The 22397-nt window shown below is 57.2% G+C and carries 18 protein-coding genes, 2 rRNA genes and 2 pseudogenes (1 of these 22 running past the window's edge); 15 read left to right on the top strand and 7 right to left on the bottom strand.

Translation table 11 applies throughout. The features are described 5' to 3' along the window. The first annotated feature begins 51 nt into the window (after positions 1 to 51). Positions 52 to 939: an OBAP family protein gene (locus QEN43_RS13485; RefSeq protein WP_235726646.1), complete on the top strand. Its 888-nt coding sequence runs from the start codon at positions 52 to 54 to the stop codon at positions 937 to 939. Positions 940 to 1046: 107 nt separating this feature from the next. Here the strand turns inward: QEN43_RS13485 and QEN43_RS13480 are convergent, their stop codons facing one another. Beyond that, positions 1047 to 1646 (bottom strand): OmpA family protein, encoded by a 600-nt coding sequence (locus QEN43_RS13480; RefSeq protein ID WP_051331852.1) that lies wholly within the window; start codon positions 1644 to 1646, stop codon positions 1047 to 1049. Between the two features lie 538 nt (positions 1647 to 2184). Here QEN43_RS13480 and QEN43_RS13475 point away from each other — a divergent pair. The 4 genes from QEN43_RS13475 to QEN43_RS13460 all read left to right on the top strand — a co-directional run bounded on the left by QEN43_RS13475 (position 2185) and on the right by QEN43_RS13460 (position 5951). Then, positions 2185 to 2607, top strand: coding sequence for a glycine zipper family protein (locus tag QEN43_RS13475; RefSeq protein ID WP_026611035.1), 423 nt, complete (start codon positions 2185 to 2187; stop codon positions 2605 to 2607). Between the two features lie 125 nt (positions 2608 to 2732). Beyond that, positions 2733 to 3203, top strand: a complete 471-nt coding sequence (locus QEN43_RS13470; protein WP_317963305.1) for a hypothetical protein — start codon at positions 2733 to 2735, stop codon at positions 3201 to 3203. A 200-nt stretch (positions 3204 to 3403) separates the two neighbouring features. After that, positions 3404 to 5035: an ExeA family protein gene (locus QEN43_RS13465; protein ID WP_026611037.1), complete on the top strand. Its 1632-nt coding sequence runs from the start codon at positions 3404 to 3406 to the stop codon at positions 5033 to 5035. 16 nt (positions 5036 to 5051) lie between these two features. Then, positions 5052 to 5951, top strand: a complete 900-nt coding sequence (locus tag QEN43_RS13460; RefSeq protein ID WP_026611038.1) for a general secretion pathway protein GspB — start codon at positions 5052 to 5054, stop codon at positions 5949 to 5951. Between the two features lie 14 nt (positions 5952 to 5965). Here QEN43_RS13460 and QEN43_RS13455 read toward each other — a convergent pair whose 3' ends face one another. Further along, on the bottom strand, positions 5966 to 6988 hold the full coding sequence (locus QEN43_RS13455) for a class I fructose-bisphosphate aldolase (RefSeq protein WP_026611039.1): 1023 nt from the start codon (positions 6986 to 6988) through the stop codon (positions 5966 to 5968). Between the two features lie 271 nt (positions 6989 to 7259). Between QEN43_RS13455 and QEN43_RS13450 the strand changes: the two genes are divergently transcribed. From QEN43_RS13450 to QEN43_RS13440, 3 genes are all read left to right on the top strand, one after another. Then, on the top strand, positions 7260 to 7694 hold the full coding sequence (locus QEN43_RS13450) for a GlcG/HbpS family heme-binding protein (RefSeq protein ID WP_026611040.1): 435 nt from the start codon (positions 7260 to 7262) through the stop codon (positions 7692 to 7694). Between the two features lie 23 nt (positions 7695 to 7717). Then, positions 7718 to 8599: an SRPBCC family protein gene (locus tag QEN43_RS13445; RefSeq protein WP_084162185.1), complete on the top strand. Its 882-nt coding sequence runs from the start codon at positions 7718 to 7720 to the stop codon at positions 8597 to 8599. A gap of 65 nt (positions 8600 to 8664) precedes the next feature. Beyond that, a complete protein-coding gene (locus tag QEN43_RS13440; protein ID WP_026611041.1) occupies positions 8665 to 9834 on the top strand; it encodes a zinc-dependent alcohol dehydrogenase in 1170 nt (389 codons plus the stop codon). A 264-nt stretch (positions 9835 to 10098) separates the two neighbouring features. Here the strand turns inward: QEN43_RS13440 and QEN43_RS13435 are convergent, their stop codons facing one another. Beyond that, a complete protein-coding gene (locus QEN43_RS13435; RefSeq protein ID WP_162144331.1) occupies positions 10099 to 10770 on the bottom strand; it encodes a CHRD domain-containing protein in 672 nt (223 codons plus the stop codon). 318 nt (positions 10771 to 11088) lie between these two features. Between QEN43_RS13435 and QEN43_RS13430 the strand changes: the two genes are divergently transcribed. The 4 genes from QEN43_RS13430 (at position 11089) to QEN43_RS13415 (ending at position 13838) form a co-directional block, all read left to right on the top strand. Then, positions 11089 to 11889, top strand: a complete 801-nt coding sequence (locus QEN43_RS13430; RefSeq protein ID WP_317963304.1) for a hypothetical protein — start codon at positions 11089 to 11091, stop codon at positions 11887 to 11889. An 87-nt stretch (positions 11890 to 11976) separates the two neighbouring features. Then, on the top strand, positions 11977 to 12141 hold the full coding sequence (locus tag QEN43_RS13425; protein WP_026611044.1) for a DUF1328 domain-containing protein: 165 nt from the start codon (positions 11977 to 11979) through the stop codon (positions 12139 to 12141). Between the two features lie 318 nt (positions 12142 to 12459). Next, complete coding sequence (locus QEN43_RS13420; protein WP_026611045.1) at positions 12460 to 12807, top strand: zinc finger Ran-binding domain-containing protein; 348 nt, start codon at positions 12460 to 12462, stop codon at positions 12805 to 12807. Between the two features lie 875 nt (positions 12808 to 13682). Continuing rightward, positions 13683 to 13838 (top strand): hypothetical protein, encoded by a 156-nt coding sequence (locus QEN43_RS13415; RefSeq protein ID WP_156912834.1) that lies wholly within the window; start codon positions 13683 to 13685, stop codon positions 13836 to 13838. 386 nt (positions 13839 to 14224) lie between these two features. On the opposite strand, the pseudogene QEN43_RS13410 reads toward QEN43_RS13415, so the two are convergent. After that, positions 14225 to 14557, bottom strand: a pseudogene (locus QEN43_RS13410) (transposase); the annotation flags it as partial. Between the two features lie 88 nt (positions 14558 to 14645). Here QEN43_RS13410 and istA point away from each other — a divergent pair. Beyond that, a complete protein-coding gene (gene istA / locus QEN43_RS13405) occupies positions 14646 to 15668 on the top strand; it encodes an IS21 family transposase (protein ID WP_026609734.1) in 1023 nt (340 codons plus the stop codon). Then, entirely contained in the window at positions 15665 to 16447 is a 783-nt protein-coding gene (gene istB, locus QEN43_RS13400) for an IS21-like element helper ATPase IstB (protein ID WP_317963303.1), read from the top strand. The genes istA and istB overlap by 4 nt, the downstream gene beginning before the upstream one ends. Before the next feature lie 53 nt (positions 16448 to 16500). Here istB and QEN43_RS13395 read toward each other — a convergent pair. Continuing rightward, a pseudogene (locus tag QEN43_RS13395) lies at positions 16501 to 17388 on the bottom strand (IS256 family transposase). Between the two features lie 685 nt (positions 17389 to 18073). On the opposite strand from QEN43_RS13395, the gene QEN43_RS13390 reads away from it, so the two are divergent. Then, on the top strand, positions 18074 to 18268 hold the full coding sequence (locus tag QEN43_RS13390; protein WP_036269101.1) for a hypothetical protein: 195 nt from the start codon (positions 18074 to 18076) through the stop codon (positions 18266 to 18268). A gap of 1100 nt (positions 18269 to 19368) precedes the next feature. Here the strand turns inward: QEN43_RS13390 and rrf are convergent. Both rrf and QEN43_RS13380 read right to left on the bottom strand, forming a co-directional pair. Further along, positions 19369 to 19481 (bottom strand): 5S ribosomal RNA (gene rrf, locus QEN43_RS13385). Positions 19482 to 19576: 95 nt separating this feature from the next. Next, positions 19577 to 22397 (bottom strand): 23S ribosomal RNA (locus QEN43_RS13380); it runs 73 nt beyond the window's last position.

Here is a 22397-nt window from a genome sequence, read left to right as displayed (position 1 = left end):
ATTGTTGCCATCCGGGCGGAGCTGCTATCACGAATTCCTGGGAGGGAGGCTATGGACAGGCAGCTGCTGGACGACATCAAATGGATGATCGTTGCTCTGGGACTTGCAGCCTTGATGTCGGGCTGTGAGAGTACGAAGAAAAAACCGCCCGGCGTCACACCAGAGGGGCGAGAAAAAGCGGCAAAGACCCAAGCCCTCGAAGCGGGGGCCGCTTTGCTGCAATCCCAAGCTCCCCTGCGCGCTATGGATATCTATCTGTCGGGTTTCCATGTGGCCAAACGAGACCCGTCCCATCAGACGGAAGCGCATCACTATTGCCGACAGGTCAACGAAGACTTCGCCCAATGCGTGCTCTTCGACGGCAACACCAAAGACGCCAACCTCATCGGTATCGAGTACATCATCTCGGAGACGCTGTTCGAATCCCTGCCTTCGCGAGAGAAGCGATACTGGCACCCCCATAATTACGAGATCCTCTCGGGTCAACTCACGGCTCCGGGCATACCCGATGCAGCCGAGAAAGAGCTCATGAAAGGCAAGATGAACAGCTACGGCAAGACCTGGCATGTCTGGAACTCGGCACCATTCGGGAAACGCGGGGACACGCTGCCTCTCGGCGGCCCCATCCTGGAATGGTCGTTCAACCGAGACGGCGAAGCGATGCCGGGGTTGATCGAGGAGCGGGATCGGCGCCTGGGAACCGACATCGTCCAAGAACGGCTCAAGCGTCAAGACCTCGTCCCCTTGGCCAAGCCACAAAGCGGCGTGGACGTTTTGAAAAACAAATTTTATAGGCCAACGAGGTCCATTCCGGGCGTCATGAACAAGAACGGCAGAGTATCCAGGACCACCGGATCGGGGGACCGATTATCGTACGAGCCTTGGCCGTCGTCCCGGAAACGGCCGTCGGATGAGCAGCAAACTCACCGGAGCGATTGACAACGGCGTTTCCAGCTCGGCACAAGGACTTCAAAGACATTACCGTGCCGAGATTGGTTTTGCTCGGTGGAAACCCTTTTGGCCTTCGGTCGGTTTGTCGGATTTACCTATTGACTTCCCGATGGCGGGTAAGTCCTCGAACCGGCCGGAGCTTTCGCAGGCAGGCTCCCCGAGGTCCGGCCCTGCTCGTGTTGGTGGGTTACGATGGTCAGCTCCACGCGGCGGTTTTGCGCCCGACCGGGCTCGTCGGTACCCGGGAATTTCGGCATGCGCTCGCCCATGCCCTGCTGTGAGATGCGGGCAGCGTCGACACCGCGGGAGATCAAATAGTTCGCCACATTGGCGGCGCGTTGTTCGGAAAGCCGCTGGTTCTCCCGGTCGGTGCCAATATCGTCGGCATGGCCGACGACGATAACGGTGGTACCGGGGTGCTGGTTCAGCGCCGACGCCACCGAATTTAGGGCGGTCTGCACGTCCGGAGTCAGGGCGGCCGAACCAAACGCAAACGTAAAATCGAGGTTCAGCGTATTCTCCGAGGCACGTTTCACGTCTATGCCTGCATCCTCCAACGTCAGGCGTATATCCCGTCCCGGACGGTCCACGCCCACGACCTTAGCGAGCGGACGCCGCTCGCCCGTGTGCGGATCGGTCGTGCAGCCGAACACCATCGCCAAGCACAAACCGATCGCAAACCAACGCCTATCCATAACAACCTCCTGTCATTGCAATGCCGGCCGATGGCAACGCCATACACCGCTCGCCAAGACGAACGGCCCTTCATTGAGCCCATCCGCCGCTGTCGTCAGACATCCTCGGAATTCGGGGCTTCCTACCGAACCCTTCGAATGTGTCGCTCATCTCGCCGAACCCGGCCTTCCCTTGAGATTTCGCGGGACTACCTTATGTGACCGTTTCCGGCATCCGTTGTTGCCGGCTTTACGTCTTCGTTCAGCCTCGGAAGTGATTGCGGGAACTTAATGAAAAACGGCATCAAGGCCCGACAATACTGTCTCTGCCTTAGGGTTAGGACAGTCATCCAGAATTTCGTTTTGCGCGGCTTTTCGGTTTTCCGTGGCAACCCTTACGAATGGCATGTCCCTCAAGAACCCGACAATGGCGAACGATGCCGGTGCTAATCTCAGCCGAAGGAGGCGCCCGACGGCCCAGAATGGTCCCTTGCTCCGAAGCGACAAGAACAACGAACTCGGAGCAGCCCAAAATACATGTGACAACGGAGAACGAGGTATGAAACCCGCCGCAGGATTGATCGTTTTCGCATTCGTGATCGCTTTAGGGGGCTGTGCCACCGCGAGGCCAGTGCTTTATCCGAACGAGCATCTCCAGAACGTAGGACAGGCCGGCGCCGAGCGGGATATCGCCGACTGCAAGGCGCTGGCTGAAGCCGCCGGCGCCGACACGGGGACGACCGGTGTGGGCCAGGCCGCCAGAGGCACCATCGGCGGCGCCGCCGTCGGTGCGGCGAGCGGGGCGGTCGGCGGCGCCGTGGTCGGATCGGCCGGCGCCGGTTCTGCGATCGGCGCAGCGAGCGGCGCGGTCGCAGGCCTGATTCGGTCGCTGTTCGGCCGCTCCGGACCGGACCCCACTTACAGGGCATTCGTGAATCGCTGCTTGCAGGAACGCGGTTACGACGTCGTCGGATGGGATTGATCCCTGGACAAAGGATTGACCCCACGATCCGATTCGGCCTTAATACTCATGAGTTACTCACATTTTCTGCCGAGGGCTTCGCTCCTTGGCTTTTCGCCAATATGAGTAACTAATGAGAGCTCGCAATGCGCCGACTCAAACCCGAAAAACACGCGGCAGCGCTGCTTTATTTGCGGCGTGCGCTCAAGGAACCCGAGAAAGCCAAAGAAATATTAGTAACTCATGAGGCCGACGCGGCTGCACAGCTCGACGGTTGTTCGGACCTCGACCGCCTGAACGCGTGGATCGAACGGCATCTGAACGATACCGGCTGGAAACGCTTGCAGAATGCGCTAAATCAGCGCCGATGCTCGACCAAATTGCAACGGCTGAGCCTCAAGAAGAGCACTTACGCCGCCTTGACCAAGTTGGCCAAAGAGCGGCGGATGACGATCAACGAAACCGTCGAGCACCTCCTGCAATCGTATGAAGCGAAGACATTAGTTACTCAAAATACATTAGTTACTCATCCAGCAACCGACTCCACAGAAACCGAAGACGTCAGCGAAGAGATGCTGATCTGGATGATGGCACGCTCCTCAGGGTCGGATGCTTAGAACCGTTCCCTGCACGCCGACTGAAACGAAAAGCTCAGGGCGAACAGCCTACCGAGTAAGCTCTCGGATATTTCGAGCCGCGGGACAAATGTCCGGCGAAGACCCGCTGCCCCATCAGCTTGACAGTCCCCTTCTGCGCAATGGTATCGTCTGAGCAGACCTGAAATCGGAATGGCTCCGGAGATTTCTCACTCACGACCATGTACGCGCCGTATTTCCATCTCAGCGAGCCGCCATTTTCCATTGCCCCGAATCCACGCTACCTCTATCCTAGTCTTCAGCATCAGGAGGCTTTAGCTCATCTCCTGTACGGGATCGGCGTGGGCGGTGGGTTCGTTGTACTCACGGGGGAGGTCGGAACCGGAAAAACGACCTTGTGCCGCTGTCTTGTCGACCGCCTGCCCGAGGACGTCGATCTCGCCTTGATTTTCAATCCTCGATTGAGCCCTCGAGAACTTCTCGCCAGCATCTGCGACGAACTGCGCATCGCCTACCCCGAAAACCGGGCGAACCTGAAACAACTGATCGATCTCCTGAATCGACATCTCCTTGAAGTCCACGCGCGAGGACGGCGGACCGTCGTTCTGATCGACGAGGCGCAGAATCTCAGCCTCGAAGTCCTGGAACAGATCCGCTTGCTCACCAATCTGGAAACTAATCAGGCCAAGCTGCTGCAAATCATCCTGGTCGGCCAGCCCGAACTCGGCGTGCTTTTGGCGCGGCCGAACCTGCGGCAACTTTCGCAACGGATTTGCGCGCGTTTTCACCTGCGTCCTCTCAAACTCTGTGAAACGGCGGCCTACATCCGATATCGCCTCAGGGTCAGCGGTGGTGAGGATTCGCTGTTCAGCCGACCGGCAATCTTCGAAATCCACCGCCGATCAGGAGGCATTCCGCGCCTCATCAATCTGATTTGCGACCGCGCCTTGCTGGGCGCCTACGGCCTCGGCAAAGCACGGGTGAGTTATGCCATCGCCCGCAAGGCGGCCCGAGAACTGCTACCAAAACCCGTCGCACATGCTGAGCGATCCTCCGCTCTTACGCGCTTCGCCCTTCTCGCGGTGCTCGCTGTCGGCGGGGCGGTCTACCTGGGCCTTACCCTGCATTCCGATCCGGCGGCATTACTGCACCCACTGCAGGCCGATGAACAACCGAAATCCGATCTTCCGCCCCCGTCACCGCCGCAAGCGAAGCCGGCTCCGGAACCTGCAAGAACCGCCGAACCGTCGTTCTGGGAGTTAATCACGGATCCCAGCTTGACCCGGGACAAGGCTTTTGCCAGCCTTCTGTCGCTGTGGCGGATCGAACTAACGGACGAAACGACCGACCTGTGCCGATTTGCGGAAACGAAGGCTCTTCGATGCCTCGCCGTCAATACCGATTGGTTCAAGCTTCGAAGCCTCGATCACCCAGCCGTGCTCGAATTCACGCTGCCTGACGGCACCAACCGCTACGCTGTCCTAACGGGCATTCGTGACGACAAGATCGAGTTGAGTTTCGGCGATCGACGGCTCGCTTTCGAGTTCGCTGACATCCTGCCATTTTGGCGGGGCGGAGCCACTTTGCTCTGGAAACCGCCGGCGGGCGAGTCCAAATCGCTGACCGTCGGCAACCGGGGCGAAGCAGTGAGATGGTTGAGACAGATGCTGCACGCGCCAGCTCAGGATGGCGATGACGACTATTTCGACACTGCATTGAAGACTCGACTCATCGCATTTCAGATGGAAAACGGATTGGCTGCGGACGGCGTGGCAGGTCCCTATACCCTGATTCATCTTGCCAAGAGGGCTAACGATCACGATGTTCCAAGGCTAACTTCAGGTTCTCGCTAAAACCGGAACAGCGCCGATGTCCTATATTCTTGAAGCACTTCGCAAGTCGGAACGCGAACGCCAGGCGGGCCAAGCCGCGCCCCCCGTCTCCATCCCGCTCAATCCAACACCGCCTAGGCGCCACGGACTCGCCTGGGCCGTGGCATTGCTATTCCTGCTGAATGGCACAGTTCTCGGCTACCTTTGGCTCACTCGGTGGCAATCCAAAGAACCGGCAACACAGCTTGCCCAAACCGCTTCGACCGAACATGCAGACGCGGCGGCGCCGACCCAGAAAGCCGCCGCGCCCAGCGCCACCGAGACTCGAACCGCTTCCGCCCCGGCCGACTCTCACTCCAGCGATATCCCGCCACCGGCGAAAGAGAAGGCTTCAGCTCTCGCCAATGCCGAACCGCTTCCGGCAGCTCGAGTTCCGGAGAAAAAAGCCGCCAAGACCACCCGCCCGCATGCGGTATCGGTGAAGCCTCCCAGCCCTGAACCCATACCGTCGGAAATCACGGAAAGCGCCGCGGCGATGACCAAAAAGCGACCCGTCAAACCGTCAGAGAAATCTCGGCCGCAGATCGACCCGAAACCCATGGCCGAGCCGGCCATAAGCGAAAACCTCAGCCCTCCGGTCGCATTCGCCGTCCCCGTAAGCACACCAGAGCCCCGAGACCCGGCGTCGGGTCACGCGGAGAACCCCGACATCCCGTTCATGTACGAGATGCCGGCCGATTTTCAACAACGGATAGGTCCCGTCACGATCAACGTGTTCGCCTACTCCGAGCTGCCGGAAGAGCGCTTCGCCATCATAGACATGAAGAAATACCGGGTCGGCGACCGCCTCGGGAACGGCGCGAAACTCTTGGAAATCCGGGCCGACAGCCTGGTGTTGCAGTCGGAAGGCCGTACATTCCGAGTTCCGCGACCGTAACTTCCCGAGCCTCGTCACGCTTCCTCCATACCGGGATCGTATTGACCCAGCGCCGCAGCCCCGTTGCAGCGTGCCCGCCGGACGAGAGCTTGTTGAGCCGCGGCCTTGTTTTCGGCCTGACCGCGCCAGATGGACATGGGCGCCGCCTGCAAGGCCCGGCTGAACGAGAAAGTCAGTGTCCACGGTGTTTTCAGAGTCTTGGCTTTGACGTTGATCGCGTTGAGGTTGGCGGTGGCCGTGACGTCGCTCTGACCGCCAGACAGAAACGCAATCCCCGGGACCGCCACAGGCACCGTTCGCCTCAAGCAGGCAAGCGTCATTTCTGCGACCTCGTCCGGCGGCGCTTGGTTTGAACAATCCGTGCCGGAAACCACCATATTCGGCTTTAGGATCATTTCCTTGAAACTGATGCGGTAACGGGTGAGCGCGTCGAATACCTCATGCAGCGCCGCCTCTGTAGCCCAACGGCAGGTTTTGATATCGTGCGAACCGTCCATCAGTACTTCGGGCTCAACGATAGGTACCAGTCCGTGCACCTGGCAAAGCCCTGCATAGCGGGCCAACGCGTCGGCGTTTGCGCGCAGGCACTGAGACGTAGGAATGCCTTCGCCGATCGCGATCACCGCGCGCCATTTAGTGAAGCGCGCCCCCATCTCACGATATTCATCGAGCCGCGCCGATAGTCCGTCGAGCCCCTGAGTAAAGCGCTCTCCGGGAAAGAAAGGCAGATCCACCAGCCCCTTGTCCACCTTGATTCCGGGAATGATGCCTTTTCTCGCGAGAAGTTCTGGGATGGGCGTGCCGTCGGACGCACGCTGCCGAATCGTCTCGTCGAACAGAATCACGCCACTGATGTACTTTTCCAGATCCGGCGCGGTGAACAACATCTCGCGATAGGCAAGGCGCGACGCTTCGGTGCATTCAATGCCGAGCTTCTTGAATCGCTTCTCGAGGGTGCCGGTACTCTCGTCGGCAGCGAGCAGTCCCTTGCCTGGCGCAACCATATTCGCGGCAATTTGGGTCAACTCCTCAGACATAAGCCCTCCTTCTTCCTCAAAAAGTCATATTCGGCTGTATTGGGATCTGTTCTGGTCGGCAGACTCCGATCGGGAGGTCGGCCGCGCATGGCAAATTAGACCAAACGCGAGGCGCCGAGTGCCGCGTAGCGATGACCGTAGGCGCCCGGAGGTACGTTCCAGGCAGTCCTGTAGTCGCTCGATAGTGGCAAGAAAAGGCCCGTATCCATGACACGACAACCTGCCGTTCGGATTGTCAAAGAGGTTTGACGAATTAACTGAGGGAATTGCCATGCACGTCAGCTACGAGGAAGCGCAACGGGCCATCGCTGCGGCGCTGAAAAAATCAGAGGAAATAGGCGCGCGCAGTTGTATCGCGGTCGTGGATTCCGGCACCACGCTGAAAGCGTTTGCCAGAATGGACGATGCCTGGGTCGGCAGCATCGATATCGCCATACGAAAGGCCAGAACCGCCTGCTTTTTCGGCATGGCGACTGGCGAACTCGGCAAGATGTCGCAGCCTGGAGAGCCTTTATATGGCATCGAGGTTTCCAATGACGGTTTGATCACGTTTCCCGGCGGACTCCCGATCGTGAATGCCGACGGCATCCTGATCGGCGCGATCGGCGCAAGCGGCAGCACCGTCGAAAACGACCACAAGGTTGCGAGGGCGGGATGCGAAGTGATCGGGGTAGCCGATCTGCCGGAGCACCCCTGGCGCACCTGAAAATCACATAGGAGTGAAGCGTTATGGACGAGAGACGAATGGCGAAGAGCTTGGGCTGGTTCAGCATCGGGTTGGGCTTGGCCGAGCTTGCGGCACCGAAGAAAGTGGCCAATTTGGTGGGTCTAGACGGACACACGAGAATCCTGCAATTGTTCGGGCTGCGCGAGTTCGCAACCGGGATCGGCATACTCGCACAGCCCGAAAATCCGAACTGGCTTCAAGCTCGGGTAGCGGGCGACGCGCTGGACCTGGCCCTACTAGGCACGGCCCTGGATGAGGACAACCCGAAACGCGGCAGAGCCGCGGCGGCGATGGCAGCGGTCGCCGGCGTAACTGTCCTGGACATCGTCGGCGCCGAGCAACTGAGCCAAACTGCCGGAAAGAAAACCTCCGGTATTCATCTCCGGGAAAGCATCACGATCGACCGTCCGGTCGAGGTCATTTACCGGTTTTGGCGCGACATCCAGAATCTGCCGCGCATCATGAATCACATCGAATCCGTGCGGGAGATCGGTCCGGGGCGTACCCATTGGGTTGCAACGGGGCTGGCCGGAATGCGTGTCGAATGGGACTCGGAAATCATCGAAGACCGGCCGAACGAGTTGATCTCCTGGCGCTCGCTCGAAGGTTCAGACGTGGATCATTCGGGGTCGGTGCGGTTCATGCGAGCACCGGGCGGGCGCGGCATGGTAGTTAGGATCGAAATGGATTATCGTCCGCCAGGCGGCACCATAGGCGCCAAGATCGCGAAACTGCTCGGCGCAACGCCCGAGAAGCAAATCGCCGTGGATTTGCGTCGATTGAAGCAACTCATGGAAACCGGCGAGATCACAACCACCAAAGGACAGCCCTCCGGGCGGGCTCGTAGTTTGTCGAGAAAATACGACGAGCTGATGCAAACCTAATCCACCTATCCGCTGGGCGTCAATCGCCCCTCAGCAGAACGTCGATTCGAACAAGGAACACGGTCATGAAAGCAAATTGTTGGTACGGCAAGAATCATCTTCGGGTGGAGCAGGTGCCCGATCCCGAAATCCTCAACCCACGCGATGCCATCGTACGAATCACGTCGACCGCGATATGCGGCTCCGACCTGCACCTTTACGATGGTCTCATTCCTGCCATGGAAAAAGGGGATATCCTCGGTCACGAATTCATGGGTGAAGTCGTCGATGTGGGGAGCGGCATAAAGAACCTGAAGGTCGGAGATCGCGTGGTCGTCCCCTTCCCTATCTCCTGTGGCGACTGTTTCTTCTGTCGGAAACAGTTGTATTCCTTATGTGAAAACTCCAATCCGAACGCGGTGATGGCCGAAAAGCTGTGGGGGCATTCGCCGGCGGGGATCTTCGGCTATTCCCATCTCGTCGGCGGGTATGCCGGGGGACAAGCGGAATATGCACGCATTCCCTTTGCCGATGTCGGCCCGATCAAAATCGAGAACGGCTTCACCGACGAGCAGGTTCTGTTTCTTTCCGACATCTTCCCGACGGCGTACATGGCGGCGGAAGCTTGCGACATTCAACCCGGCGACACCGTGGCGATCTGGGGCTGCGGCCCGGTAGGCCAGTTGACCGTGAAGAGCGCCTATCTACTTGGCGCCGAGCGGGTCATCGCGATCGATCGTTTCCAGGAACGGCTACGAATGGCCCGCGAACAAGGTGGGGCAGAGACGCTCAATTATGAAGAAGTCGATGTCTATGACGCGCTCATGGATATGACCGGCGGCCGCGGACCGGATGCTTGTATCGATGCCGTCGGCATGGAAGCGCACGGACACGGCATCCAATATGCGTATGATCGCGCAAAGCAGGCGACGATGCTGGAGACCGACCGGCCTATCGCGTTGCGCGAGGCCATCCTGGCTTGCCGTAACGGCGGCACAGTCTCGATTCCGGGCGTTTACGGCGGATTCATCGACAAGTTCCCCATCGGCTCAATCATGAACCGGTCGCTGACCATCAAAACCGGGCAAACCCATGTACAGCGGTATTTGCAACCGCTACTCGAGAAAATCCGAAACGAAGAGATCGACCCGAGCTTCATCGTTACGCACCGGTTGCCGCTCGACGATGCGCCCGTAGGCTACGAAATGTTTAAACACAAGCGGGATGGATGCATCAAGATCGTGCTGAAGCCTTGAATTCGGAAACGACCTTGCGCGAAATCGTCCCGCGTTATCAAAGAGATGCTTCAAAAATAAAGGCCTGCCGGAAAGCAGGCCTTTTTTTTAGTGGTTTGAATTGAGAGTCAGTTTCCGCACTGGCCGATACTCAGTTTGAGTCGTTAGGTCAATCGGAGTTTTACGCTCGACTTCACTAACGATCAAATCGATTGGATTGCGGTCTTTGTCGATAAACGGTCGCTTTTCATGCTGCTTCGCGCGACCCTGTCAATCTCCGCTCAGCTATTGAGCGGGTTGTTCGCCCGGCGCCTGTTCACCCGCTGGTTGCTCACCCGACGGCTGTTCACCCGATGGTTGTTCGCCTGACGGTTGCTGACCCGGAGGCTGTTCCCCCGGTGGTTGCGCGCCCGCTGTAATGGAAGTAAGTTGCCCACGGATTTCTCCAGTAGGATTTTGCTCCGAGTGCACGTTCACATAGACATTCCCAGCCTCTATCGCCTGAACGAGCTCAGCCAAGGTCGTGATCGGGGTACCGAGTACGTCGGCGCAGGTCTGGTTGTCGGCGTTTGGATCCGGCTCCTGAATAATATTGGCGTCCGACAAAACTGCCCGGACCTCGAGCGGTGGCGCCACGCCTCCTCTGACCGCTCCCAGCAAGTCCACGACTATCGGACCAGCCACTCCTTGCTGACCGCAGCGCAGATGGGCTTGGGTCAGTCTTGTCCCATCTTCGGCGGCTTGTTGCAACTGGTTCACGATGAGGTGGTACGTTAATTGTGTCGACTCTTGATTGAGTGTAAAAATCCCCACACCTCGGACTGTGGACTCAACCGGCGGAACCTCGTCCTGGCCCGTCAAATTCGCGACAAAGGGTCCCTGTTCCTGTTGACTATAGACAGCGCCGGAAAATAATCCGGCCAACAAAATCGATATCGCTTTTTTGCGCATCATCATATCCCTATCCTCCGTGTAAATCCTCTGCTCCCCGGTGAAAAACATTCGGAGAGCGGTTTCAACTCTTAAAGAAAATCCAGACTAACGGAACTGCCCTCTTGCTTTTCTGTGATTCGATGCTGCTACATGTGATTCCGTTCCGAAACAGGTTTGCTTATTTATGAAACAACATGTTTCTTTTATAGAAACATTCTTAGAAGGAAGGATGCATACCGTTAAACCCAAGCGAAATTGTCCTGTGTAGTCCGATGAGGGCACACAGAGATCGGTGTAAACTGTGCCGCCGAGTTTTCATCGACTTTTTTGAGAGAGTGCTTCATGGCGAGCGGATTGATCCAACCCAGGCAAACTTCTTCAGGCGCATGGAGAAACTGGATCAAGCAGGGACTCGAGTTGGTTTCACGGAAATGGCCGGCATGGATTACCGTAATGACCGCATGCTGCCTCGCGAGCGGCTACGCGAACGTCGCCGAACCCATCGCGGAATATTTGACGCTGGCGGTCGGTTTCAACCTCGCGGTGACGGTGGATCACGAGGCGGATTGGACTGGAATGGCATCACGCTTTGCTTCCTTGCTCCGAGATGCGGTGATATTCGCCGTCCAAGTGGGCATTTTCGTCTTTTTGGTGACCATTCCTCTAAACATGGCCATCACCAATAGCAAAGCAGCTCTTGGAGCCGCAGAAAACAATCGGACATTCACTGCCGAACTGGCAAAGGCTCAGAGTCAAAGCAGCGTTTCAAACCCACTCGCGCGCGTTTACGAAAAGAGCGGAAATCACCTTATCGAGTGGGCGATGGTACTGCCGGTTGGCCTAGGATTTCTTTATCCTTTACGCAGCCTCGGCGCAGGCTTTATCAGAGCACTTGTGTATGGACAACATGGGGCGGCACTGAACCGGAATTCGCTTCTTGTGATAGCCGGCTTTTCCTTCGCGAGCGTGTCGGCTGCCATGGCGCTGGACCTGTATCCGCTCATTCCTCTCATCCAGGGCTTTTGGATGGCCGTGAACTACGTCATGTTTCGAGATATTTTCCTGGGCATCTCTGAGAACCGGCGCGTCCAGGCCAGGACTGCAGCTCGATTTACTCGAATCGGAATGATCTCGGTGAAGTAAAACGCCGGCTGCGGTTGTCTTATTTTTTACCTAGCGCTTCAATCATCCGGAGAAGTGCACCAAATCCAACCTAAAGGAGGATACGCCATGATCGGTTGGGCAGTAACCTTTCTCGTCATCGCCATCATCGCCGCACTTCTTGGATTCAGCGGAATTGCCGGCACAGCGGTCAACATTGCCTGGATACTGTTCGTTGTCGGCTTAATCCTGGCGTTAGTCTTTTTCCTGATGGGCCGCCGGCCTCCAATCTAAACGAGAGAAATCCCGGCGATCTCATCATGCGGCAGCTTTTCAAGTAGCCGCTTATACATTGACTATTTGTTTAGCGGCCGGAAAGCGAAGATCACCGGCGAGCTAAACAACCTGCTTTTATTGTCACCAAACATATCGTGCGCCCGGCTGCATACGCAGAGGGTTCTACGCGGCCACGGATAACCTCCAGCGCCCCATAGCGTTCACATTCCTGCTAAACTCGCACACCCCAGCCTCCGCAGAGCTTCGCGGAATTTTGCTGGCATCCCTCTCAGGGGGATGAATCTTGCTGTTGGTTTGGTTTTAGGTATTGAGAGTATGTCCCTCGTAGAATGCAAAGCATGCGGCCATCGAAACTACGAAAAGCTTTTCAAGTGCCGAAAATGCGGCACACTAACGCGTTTTGGCACCGAAAAACAGCAGTTACGGCGTTTCGCTTTAGGCGTCGCCCTGATTATCGCCGAGCTCATGCTCTTGAAAAATCCGACCAAGGAAGATCACTTCCGAAAGGCGCTCGAACTCGAGCGTATACCCAGTTCCTTTACAGTTGAACACGATTTGGAACTCTACGACTATCACGATTATTACTTATTCTCGGCGTTAAGCGTCGGCCGGCAAGGGCATAAAACGCTGCTTACGTTCGGATTCCTTTCGTTGGTGATATAGGTCGGCAACAGCGTTTGGCTGAAATTCGGCACGTCCCCTTCGGGGTAGCGCGGTAAAGGACTCAGCGAGCGTCCAAGAGTAAGAAATCGCTTCGCCAGGCTCAACGCCGAGGACCTTGTTAATTTACTTGGTCGTCTCGGCCGGCATGTGACAGCACTCATTCCAGCGAACTGCACCGTTAAGCCGGGTTCAATCGTAAACGGCCTTTTTAGACGTCCTTGAGTCTGGTGAGGCGGAGTTGTAAGCGCTTGGAAAAGGCGTCCGGCCATAGTTGGTGAGGTCTTTACGGCTAATGACGGTTTCAGGAACAGGACTCGCAAGCTAGGTTTAGGAGGCGATACCGTTGCCCCGCAGGTTTCGCTCAGCCAGTAGAAATTGACGTCGGCATCGGCAGCCGACCAGTATCGGGGAACAGCCGAATTGACAACGGAATTGGGTAAAGCTTTTACTGCGGGATCACACCGATACTTGGTTGAGACCCAAAGCGCATTTTGTCCGCTGGCCGAAGGACACGGGTAGTTTCGTTCAATCCAGTTAAGTCCTTCTGAATGCTTTACAAAAAAGACCCGCTCAGAGCAGATCAATGTGGCGAATTCCGGCCTTATGGTAAATGCATCGATGTAGCGGGCTAAGGCTCGTCCGGGGCTTGCCCACGCTGTGGCTCCGATGGTGAACCGCCGGGACTGCTCGGCGTCGTCTCGTTCTGGCAGCCGCCGAAAGCGAGTGCGAGCCAAACTAGGCTAAGGGCAACCAGCTTTTTCATCAGCTTATCGCCTTGTCATATTGACGTTCGAAAATCCCATCCGTTAAGGAGGGGACGCTTGCCTTATTTAAAAATGACATCGGCAGCTTCACTAAGTTCTTGGCGGCTCAGGATGAGTGGAAAAAACCTCCCCGAGCCTCTGGCCGAACTCGTCCAAGAGTTCGAAGGCATCAGCCCTATCCGAGGCATGTTCCAGGACGAAACGCGGTTCGAGTGGATTTCCGATATGCGGCGCCGTTGGTACCCAAACCGTTTCACCCTCTCATGAGAACCTTGGTCGCTAAGGACGATACCTCTGCCGATGAGGCGGCCTCGTCCCTGGATGGGCGCTTGATCAGCCTAATGTTGTCGCCTGTGAAGGGGGCTTGCAGCCCCTGTTTTTGCATGAAGTCGCTTTGCGCTATCGGAACGAACAGACCGTAGTGGTGGCTAGCGCAGATAAGCATAAAGCGAGCCATTTCTGCTCGACCACCCCCGGGAGGAACCGAATGCGTTGGAAGACCACTTGGAACACGCCTTGCGGTATCTCGAAACGATTCGGCACGCGTATATCCCAGCTCCGCCTTGTCTTGGATTGTTAATGCACTCCAAATGGCCGAGTCCGTCAAGGTGATGTAAATCCGGAGTCGAACTCTGGTTAGGTTGTCGGTTGTTTTAAGCGGGAATGAATGCCACATCGGTGACTCCCGTGTTGCTGTCAGCGAGGGTGTGTTGGGGCAAATAGCGGTGCTGTAGCAGCCAGTCCTCGTTCTGCTCCATCAGCACCGCTCCGATGAGGCGGCGAATTCTAGCCTCGTTCGGGAAGATGCCTACCACGTTGGCTCGTCGCTTGATCTCCTTGTTGAGCCGCTCCAAGGGATTAGTGGAATGGATCTTTTGTCGATGGGCCACTGGGAAATTCATATAGGCCAGCACGTCGGCCTCGGCCACGTCCATCCATTCCGCCGCTTTCGAGAAACGCGGTCGCAACTGATTAGCCGCATCGCGCCTGTCACCGCCGATGTAAAAATGACCCCTGACACCGAAGTAAATTTGACCCCTTGGGGGAAAATGGCGGCTTTTTTGAGCCGCGGAAATGTTGACTCAGGAGCAGTCAGTGGAGATCAAAGTATTGGCCCGACAGGGCCATGGCATCAAAGCCATCGCGCGGGAGCTGGGCGTCTCGCGCAACACGGTACGCAAGTACCTGCGCAGCGAAAGCGCGTTGCCCCGGTACCGGCTGCGGGCGCCCCGCCCCTGCAAGTTGGATCCCTTCAAAGCCTATCTGCAGCAACGCATCGAGGCGGCACGTCCGCATTGGATTCCGGCCACGGTGCTGCTGCGAGAGCTTCGTGAACGGGGCTATGCAGGCGGCATCAGCCAGCTCAAGGCGTATCTCGCCCCCTTCAAACGGCGACCGGAAGAACCGGTGGTCCGCTTTGAAACCCCACCGGGCCGCCAGATGCAGGCCGATTTCACGACGATCCGGCGGGGGCGCGATCCGCTCAAAGCCTTCGTGGCCACGCTGGGGTTCAGTCGCGCCACGTTCGTGCGCTTTTCCGACCGCGAGGACAGCGCGGCCTGGTTGACGGGGCTGCGCGAGGCCCTCCACTACTTCGGCGGGGTGCCCGAAGAGGTGCTGTTCGACAATGCCGGCGCCATCATCACCGAACGGGACGCCTACGGTGAAGGCCGGCACCGCTGGCACCCGGCCCTGTACGCGCTGGCCGGGGCGTATGGCTTCCGGCCCAAGGTCTGCCGGCCGTACCGGGCCCAAACCAAGGGCAAGGTGGAGCGCTTCAACGGATACCTGAAAGCCAGCTTCATCACGCCACTGGCGGCCACGCTCAAGAGCGCCGGCTTGACACTCGATGTCGAGACCGCCAATGCCCAGATCGGCCCCTGGCTCGATCAGGTGGCGCATCAACGGGTGCACGGCACCACCGGCGTACAGCCCGCGGTGCGATTGGCCGAAGAGCGCCTCGCCCTGCGGCCGTTGCCGGTTCAGGCACCCCAAGGCTTGCCGGCACCCCAGCGGCACGTTGGCCGCGTCTTGCCCCATGACAGCCTGCAACATCCCCTGTCGGTGTACGACCAGTTGCTGGAGGTGACGGCATGAATCTGCAGCACGCCCGGATTACCGAACTCAGCCAAAGCCTGAAGCTCGAGCGGATCGGGTCGGACTGGCCCCACCTGGCCCAGCAGGCCGCCGATCGCGAGGAGAGCTTTGCCGACTTCCTCGAGAAACTGCTCATCGCCGAGGCCAAGGCCCGCGCCGAACGCACCCGGCAGACCTTGCTCAAGATGGCCACCTTGCCGGTCGTGAAGACTTTGGAGCAGTACGACTTTGCTTTCTCCTTGGGAGCGCCCCGGGCCCAGCTCCAGGAACTGGCGGGTTTGAGCTTTATCGAGCGCACCGAGAACATCGTCCTGCTCGGCCCCAGCGGGGTTGGTAAAACCCATCTGGCGATCGCCTTGGCCTACCGCGCGGTGATGGCCGGCCTCAAGACACGCTTCGTCACCGCCGCCAATCTGATGTTGCAACTCACCGCCGCACACCGCCAGGAGCGTCTCAAGGAGTACTTCAACCGGGTCGTGATGGCGCCCAGGCTGTTGGTCATCGATGAGATCGGCTATCTGCCGCTCGGACGTGACGAAGCGAATCTCTTCTTCAACGTCGTCGCCAAGCGCTACGAGCGCGGCAGCCTGATTCTCACCAGCAACCTGCCGTTCACCCAGTGGGCGGGCACCTTTGCCGATGATCAGACCCTGACGGCCGCGATGCTGGATCGGCTCCTGCATCACGCCCACATCGTGCAAATCACCGGCGACAGTTACCGATTGAAGGACAAGCGCAAGGCAGGCACAACCCCGCCGCAGACAGCGGCCGTCGAATAACTTTTGGGCCTCAAGGGGTCAATTTTACTTCGGCGATAAACCCTCAAAAGGGGTCACTTTTCAGTCGGCGTTGACACGCGCCAAGCAGTTCGAGCGCTCTCCGCAGTAGGTTGAACGAACACCTGGCGGACCAAGGCACCGACCAGCGACTGGCTAGTTTTGGGCACGCCGGCCAACAGGTTGCGCATGAAGCAGACTCGACAGCGTTGCCAACTCGCCGAAAAGACCTGCTCGATGGCCGCCTTGAGTCCCTCTTAGGGCTAGGAAATGACCAACTGGACGCCCGCTAGCCCTCGCCGCCGAAGGCTTCGCAGGAACTCCGTCCAGAATACCTGGGCTTCCGAATCGCCTAAACCGATACCCAGGATTTCCCGCCGTCCCTCGGCATTGACGCCGACGGCCATTATGGCCGCCACCGAGACCACGCAGCCGCCTTTGCGGACTTTGAGATAGGTCGCATCCAACCAGAGGTAGGGCCAGTCGCCCTCGATCGATCGGTTCAGGAATGAATCAACCCGCTCGTCAATGTCCCGGCAGAGCGCCGATACCTGGCTCTTGGAAATGCCCGTCATCCCCAAGGCCTGCACCAGATCGTCGACCTTGCGGGTCGACAACCCGCCGATCCAGGCTTCCTGGATCACCGCCGTTAGAGCTTGCTCTGTCAGCCGGCGCGGCTCGAGAAATGACGGGAAATAGGTGCCTTGGCGCAGCTTCGGTATCTTCAACTCCAGCGTTCCAAGACGCGTATGCAAGGGCCGTTCTCGGTACCCGTTCCGATAGGTCTGACGCCCCTCGGTCCGCTCATAGCGCTCGGCCTGAATCCGATTCGACACCTCAAATTCCATCAACGGGTCCAAAACCCGCTCCGCCAAGGTCCGCAAAAAATCTTCGCCGCCCTGTTGTCCAAGCCACTCCAAAAATGCCATGCTCTTGTCTGCCATCGTCGTCTCCTCCAAGGTCACGTTGAACGTCGCAATCTCAACCTTACCGGAGTCGACGGTGGCCTCTCCACCCCTCGCCCTCGATTTACACCACTCGACTGGACTCTGCCCTCCAAAATCGAAAAATGGTGAGTGCAAGCGTCTGTCCTAGTAGACGCACTGGCGTTGCTACAGGAGGTGGTCGCAGATGCCCACGTTACAGGAAAGGGACAGCATGCGCCTACTGTTGGGCCGCCTGCCGATTGCCGCAAGACGTTGCGCAAAATTTAGGTAACGGGGCTTTAGCGGCGGCATATTGTAACGGGTGAAAGAGCACTTCAAATCCTATCTGACCGCTGCGTTCTGTCCCAAGGAAGTCGGAAATTCGTCCTCCTGTCCCGTTTCCTTGGATGATGGACCACATGTTCGCCTGGCTGAACCATTCCCGACGGCCCAGCAAAAGCTACGAGCATCTTCCTTGGACTAACGAGGAGTGGATTTACATCGCCATAAACCGCATCATGCCGGAACAGCTGGCTTAAGCGGGTAATTTCTAACGGCTTCTTAGCGTAGGGAATTTTACTTAGTTGCGTCACGGCGGATTCCGTAGGGTAATAGACATTCCAAGCCTGCATGGGACGAGTCAAACACAGCACTCGAATAACTTAGCGGTATGGATTTTTTAACACCATCGGAGGTTAACAGGATGGCACAACAACCAGGGCAAGGGCAGCCGGAACAACCCAAGAAAGACTACTTCTGGTTCTATATCGCTGGCTTGATTATCGTCGTGATTATCGGCGTTCTTCTGCTGAAAGGGCGAGAGATGGCTAGCGTGCCTTACGAGGCTTACGAGGAAACCAAGAAGGAGGTTGAACAGCAACTAAAAGGAGAAAAATAGCTGTAGCACGCTGCTGTTCAACTCTTTGCACATTGATCAGCAGATCTAAAAACCCGGTTTCGACCGGGTTTTTTATCGACGGCGCAGTTCTTGCGATAACAGGAGAACCACAGAGCCGAGGCGGCGGACGCGAAAGTCTTGGTCAGTTATTAAGGGAGTTCTGACGGGAGTTGGAGGAAGCCTCTCAAGGTTGGTACAAGGGTTTCTTCTTTGCAAACCCGAAGGGAGTACCGAACTTGCACGATGCGTTGGCGCGGCACTGGCGGAGGTAAGAAGAGCCTCGGGCCAACCTCAAGAACCCTCCAGTGGCAAACACAAGGGCCAGCAGAAAAACACCAACTTGGCTCCGCCGCTCGCCCGCCAACAGCTTTTACTTTGCAGCTCTCCGCGTGGTGAACCGCGATCCGGTGGTGCGCCAATGATGTGAACGGAAAGCCTGGCGCGACAGCGGGCGCGAGGCCAAGGCTCTGACGGCAGTTATATGGAAATTAGCCAAAGACTTGTGATCTCTGGCCGACGGCGAGCCGTTTGAGACCCGTAAACTGTTCGAGGTCAAGACCTGGCCAACGCGGCCAATTGGAGGACTGTGGCTAAAGATAGGTTGCCCTGCATTGAGAAACACCTTCAGGATGACTCAGCGTCGCGATATTTCAGGGAATTGATTCGATGCCGATTGACGGACATCCGAGGTCAGAGGTTTGGTTGATCCCATAGCTTCGCATCTGGGAAAAACAGACCGGGCCGAAGTTGACCGACAGCTGGATTCCGCTCTGTGCCTTTCAGGTTCCTGAAAGTGCCCTGGCTTCGCGCTACCAGAGGGCCCCCGAACCCAGAAATCGTGATCTGACTGGGCTATGAAGCGCTAGTTAAGCCGTTAACGCATTACCACCTCCGGATCGCGACGTAGGCCGGGCGAACGACGAAGGAAACGACCTCCGCCCGTACCAGCACGTCTACCCCAGCATGATCTTCGAGACATTGAGGAATGGAAAAAGGAGATCACCGCTCCATTGAAAAAAGGAGCGAGCATCCAAAGATGGTATTTTTAAGAGATAGGCGCCCCGCTTTGGATGTGCGGGGCGCTTATTAGGGGATAGGGTGCCTGGCGGTGACCTACTTTCGCACAGGGAACTGCACTATCATCGGCGCTGAGCGGTTTCACTTCCGAGGTCGGGATGGGATCGGGTGGTTCCCGCTCGCTTTGGCCACCAGGCAAAACGGGTTATGAGGTGAGCTGTTGTTTTTCGCTCTTTCCTCGGACAATGTACACGGCGTTGGGTGTCGTCACCCAAACGGTTTGGGTGTTATATGGTCAAGCCTCACGGGCCATTAGTATGGGTTAGCTTCAGCCATTACTGACCTTCCACATCCCACCTATCAACCTGGTCGTCTTCCAGGGCCCTTCAGGGGACTTTCGTCCCAGGGAGATCTCATCTTGGGAGGGGCTTCCCGCTTAGATGCTTTCAGCGGTTATCCCGTCCGAACATAGCTACCCGGCTGTGCCACTGGCGTGACAACCGGAACACCAGAGGTTCGTTCACTCCGGTCCTCTCGTACTAGGAGCAACTTCCCTCAAATCTCCAACGCCCACGGCAGATAGGGACCGAACTGTCTCACGACGTTCTAAACCCAGCTCGCGTACCACTTTAAATGGCGAACAGCCATACCCTTGGGACCGGCTACAGCCCCAGGATGTGATGAGCCGACATCGAGGTGCCAAACACCGCCGTCGATATGAACTCTTGGGCGGTATCAGCCTGTTATCCCCGGAGTACCTTTTATCCGTTGAGCGATGGCCCTTCCATTCAGAACCACCGGATCACTAGGACCTACTTTCGTACCTGCTCGACTTGTCTGTCTCGCAGTCAAGCGCGCTTTTGCCCTTACACTCTCTGCACGATTTCCGACCGTGCTGAGCGCACCTTCGTGCTCCTCCGTTACGCTTTGGGAGGAGACCGCCCCAGTCAAACTACCCACCATACACGGTCCCCGATCCTGATTCAAGGATCTGGGTTAGAACTCCAAATTCACCAGGGTGGTATTTCAAGGTCGGCTCCACCGGAACTGGCGTCCCGGCTTCTCAGCCTCCCACCTATCCTACACAAGCAAATTCAAAGTCCAGTGTAAAGCTGTAGTAAAGGTTCACGGGGTCTTTCCGTCTAGCCGCGGGTACACTGCATCTTCACAGCAAGTTCAATTTCACTGAGTCCCGGGTGGAGACAGTGTGGCCATCGTTACGCCATTCGTGCAGGTCGGAACTTACCCGACAAGGAATTTCGCTACCTTAGGACCGTTATAGTTACGGCCGCCGTTTACCGGGGCTTCGATCAAGGGCTTCGCTTGCGCTGACCCCATCAATTAACCTTCCGGCACCGGGCAGGCGTCACACCCTATACGTCCTCTTTCGAGTTTGCAGAGTGCTGTGTTTTTATTAAACAGTCGCAGCCACCGTTTCACTGCAACCCCCTTCCGCTCCATGAGCAAGTCACTTCACGTACCAGGGGCGTACCTTCTCCCGAAGTTACGGTACCATTTTGCCTAGTTCCTTCACCCGAGTTCTCTCAAGCGCCTTAGAATTTTCATCCCGCCCACCTGTGTCGGTTTTGGTACGGCCAAATGTAACCTGAAGCTTAGAGGTTTTTCTTGGAAGCCTGGCATCAATCACTTCGGTCTTGGCGAACCAAGACACCGTCATCACGTCTCGGCATTGATCCTCCGGATTTGCCTAAAGGATCTGCCTACTCGCTTAAACCGGGACGTCCAACACCCGGCTGACCTAGCCTTCTTCGTCACCCCATCGCAGTTACACCTGGTACCGGAATATTAACCGGTTTTCCATCGACTACGCCTTTCGGCCTCGCCTTAGGTGCCGACTAACCCTGCGCCGATTAACGTTGCGCAGGAAACCTTGGGCTTTCGGCGTCAGGGTTTTTCACCCTGATTATCGTTACTCATGTCAGCATTCGCACTTCCGATACCTCCAGCCAACCTTACAGTTGACCTTCGCAGGCTTACGGAACGCTCCCCTACCACGCAAGCTTGCGCTCGCATCCGCAGCTTCGGTACAGACTTTAAGCCCCGTTAAATCTTCCGCGCAGGCCGACTCGACCAGTGAGCTATTACGCTTTCTTTAAAGGATGGCTGCTTCTAAGCCAACCTCCTGGCTGTCTATGCCTTCCCACATCGTTCTCCACTTAAGTCTGATTTGGGGACCTTAGCTGGCGGTCTGGGTTGTTTCCCTTTTGACGACGGACGTTATCACCCGCCGTCTGTCTCCCGTGCTGCACTTTCCGGTATTCGGAGTTTGCATCGGTTTGGTAAGTCTAGACGACCCCCTAGCCGAAACAGTGCTCTACCCCCGGAAGTGATACACGAGGCGCTACCTAAATAGCTTTCGAGGAGAACCAGCTATCTCCGAGCTTGTTTAGCCTTTCACTCCTAGCCACAGCTCATCCGAATCTTTTTCAACAGATCCCGGTTCGGCCCTCCAGCACGTGTTACCGCACCTTCAGCCTGGCCATGGCTAGCTCGCTCGGTTTCGGGTCTACTCCCAGCGACTTAACGCCCTATTCAGACTCGCTTTCGCTACGCCTCCCCTACTCGGTTAAGCTTGCCACTGAAAGTAACTCGCTGACCCATTATACAAAAGGTACGCAGTCACCCCCCGAAGAGGGCTCCCACTGCTTGTACGCATACGGTTTCAGGTTCTATTTCACTCCGGTCACCCCGGTTCTTTTCGCCTTTCCCTCACGGTACTGGTTCACTATCGGTCGGTGAGTAGTATTTAGCCTTGGAGGATGGTCCCCCCATGTTCAGACAGGGTTCCACGTGCCCCGCCTTACTCGATTTCACAGACAAGACCCTTTCGTATACCGGGCTATCACCGTCTATGGCCGGACTTTCCAGACCGTTCTACTAGACTCTTGCCTGCTTAAGGGCTGTTCCCCGTTCGCTCGCCACTACTTAGGGAATCTCGGTTGATTTCTTTTCCTCCGGGTACTGAGATGTTTCAGTTCCCCGGGTTCGCCTTGCCATCCTATGGATTCAGATGGCAATACCTGGTAAACCAGGTGGGTTTCCCCATTCGGACACCGCCGGATCACAGCTTGTTTGCCAGCTCCCCGACGCT

The organism is Methylocaldum szegediense (assembly GCF_949769195.1).
GTDB classification, from domain to species: domain Bacteria; phylum Pseudomonadota; class Gammaproteobacteria; order Methylococcales; family Methylococcaceae; genus Methylocaldum; species Methylocaldum szegediense.
This window is presented reverse-complemented; position numbering and strand designations above follow the sequence as displayed.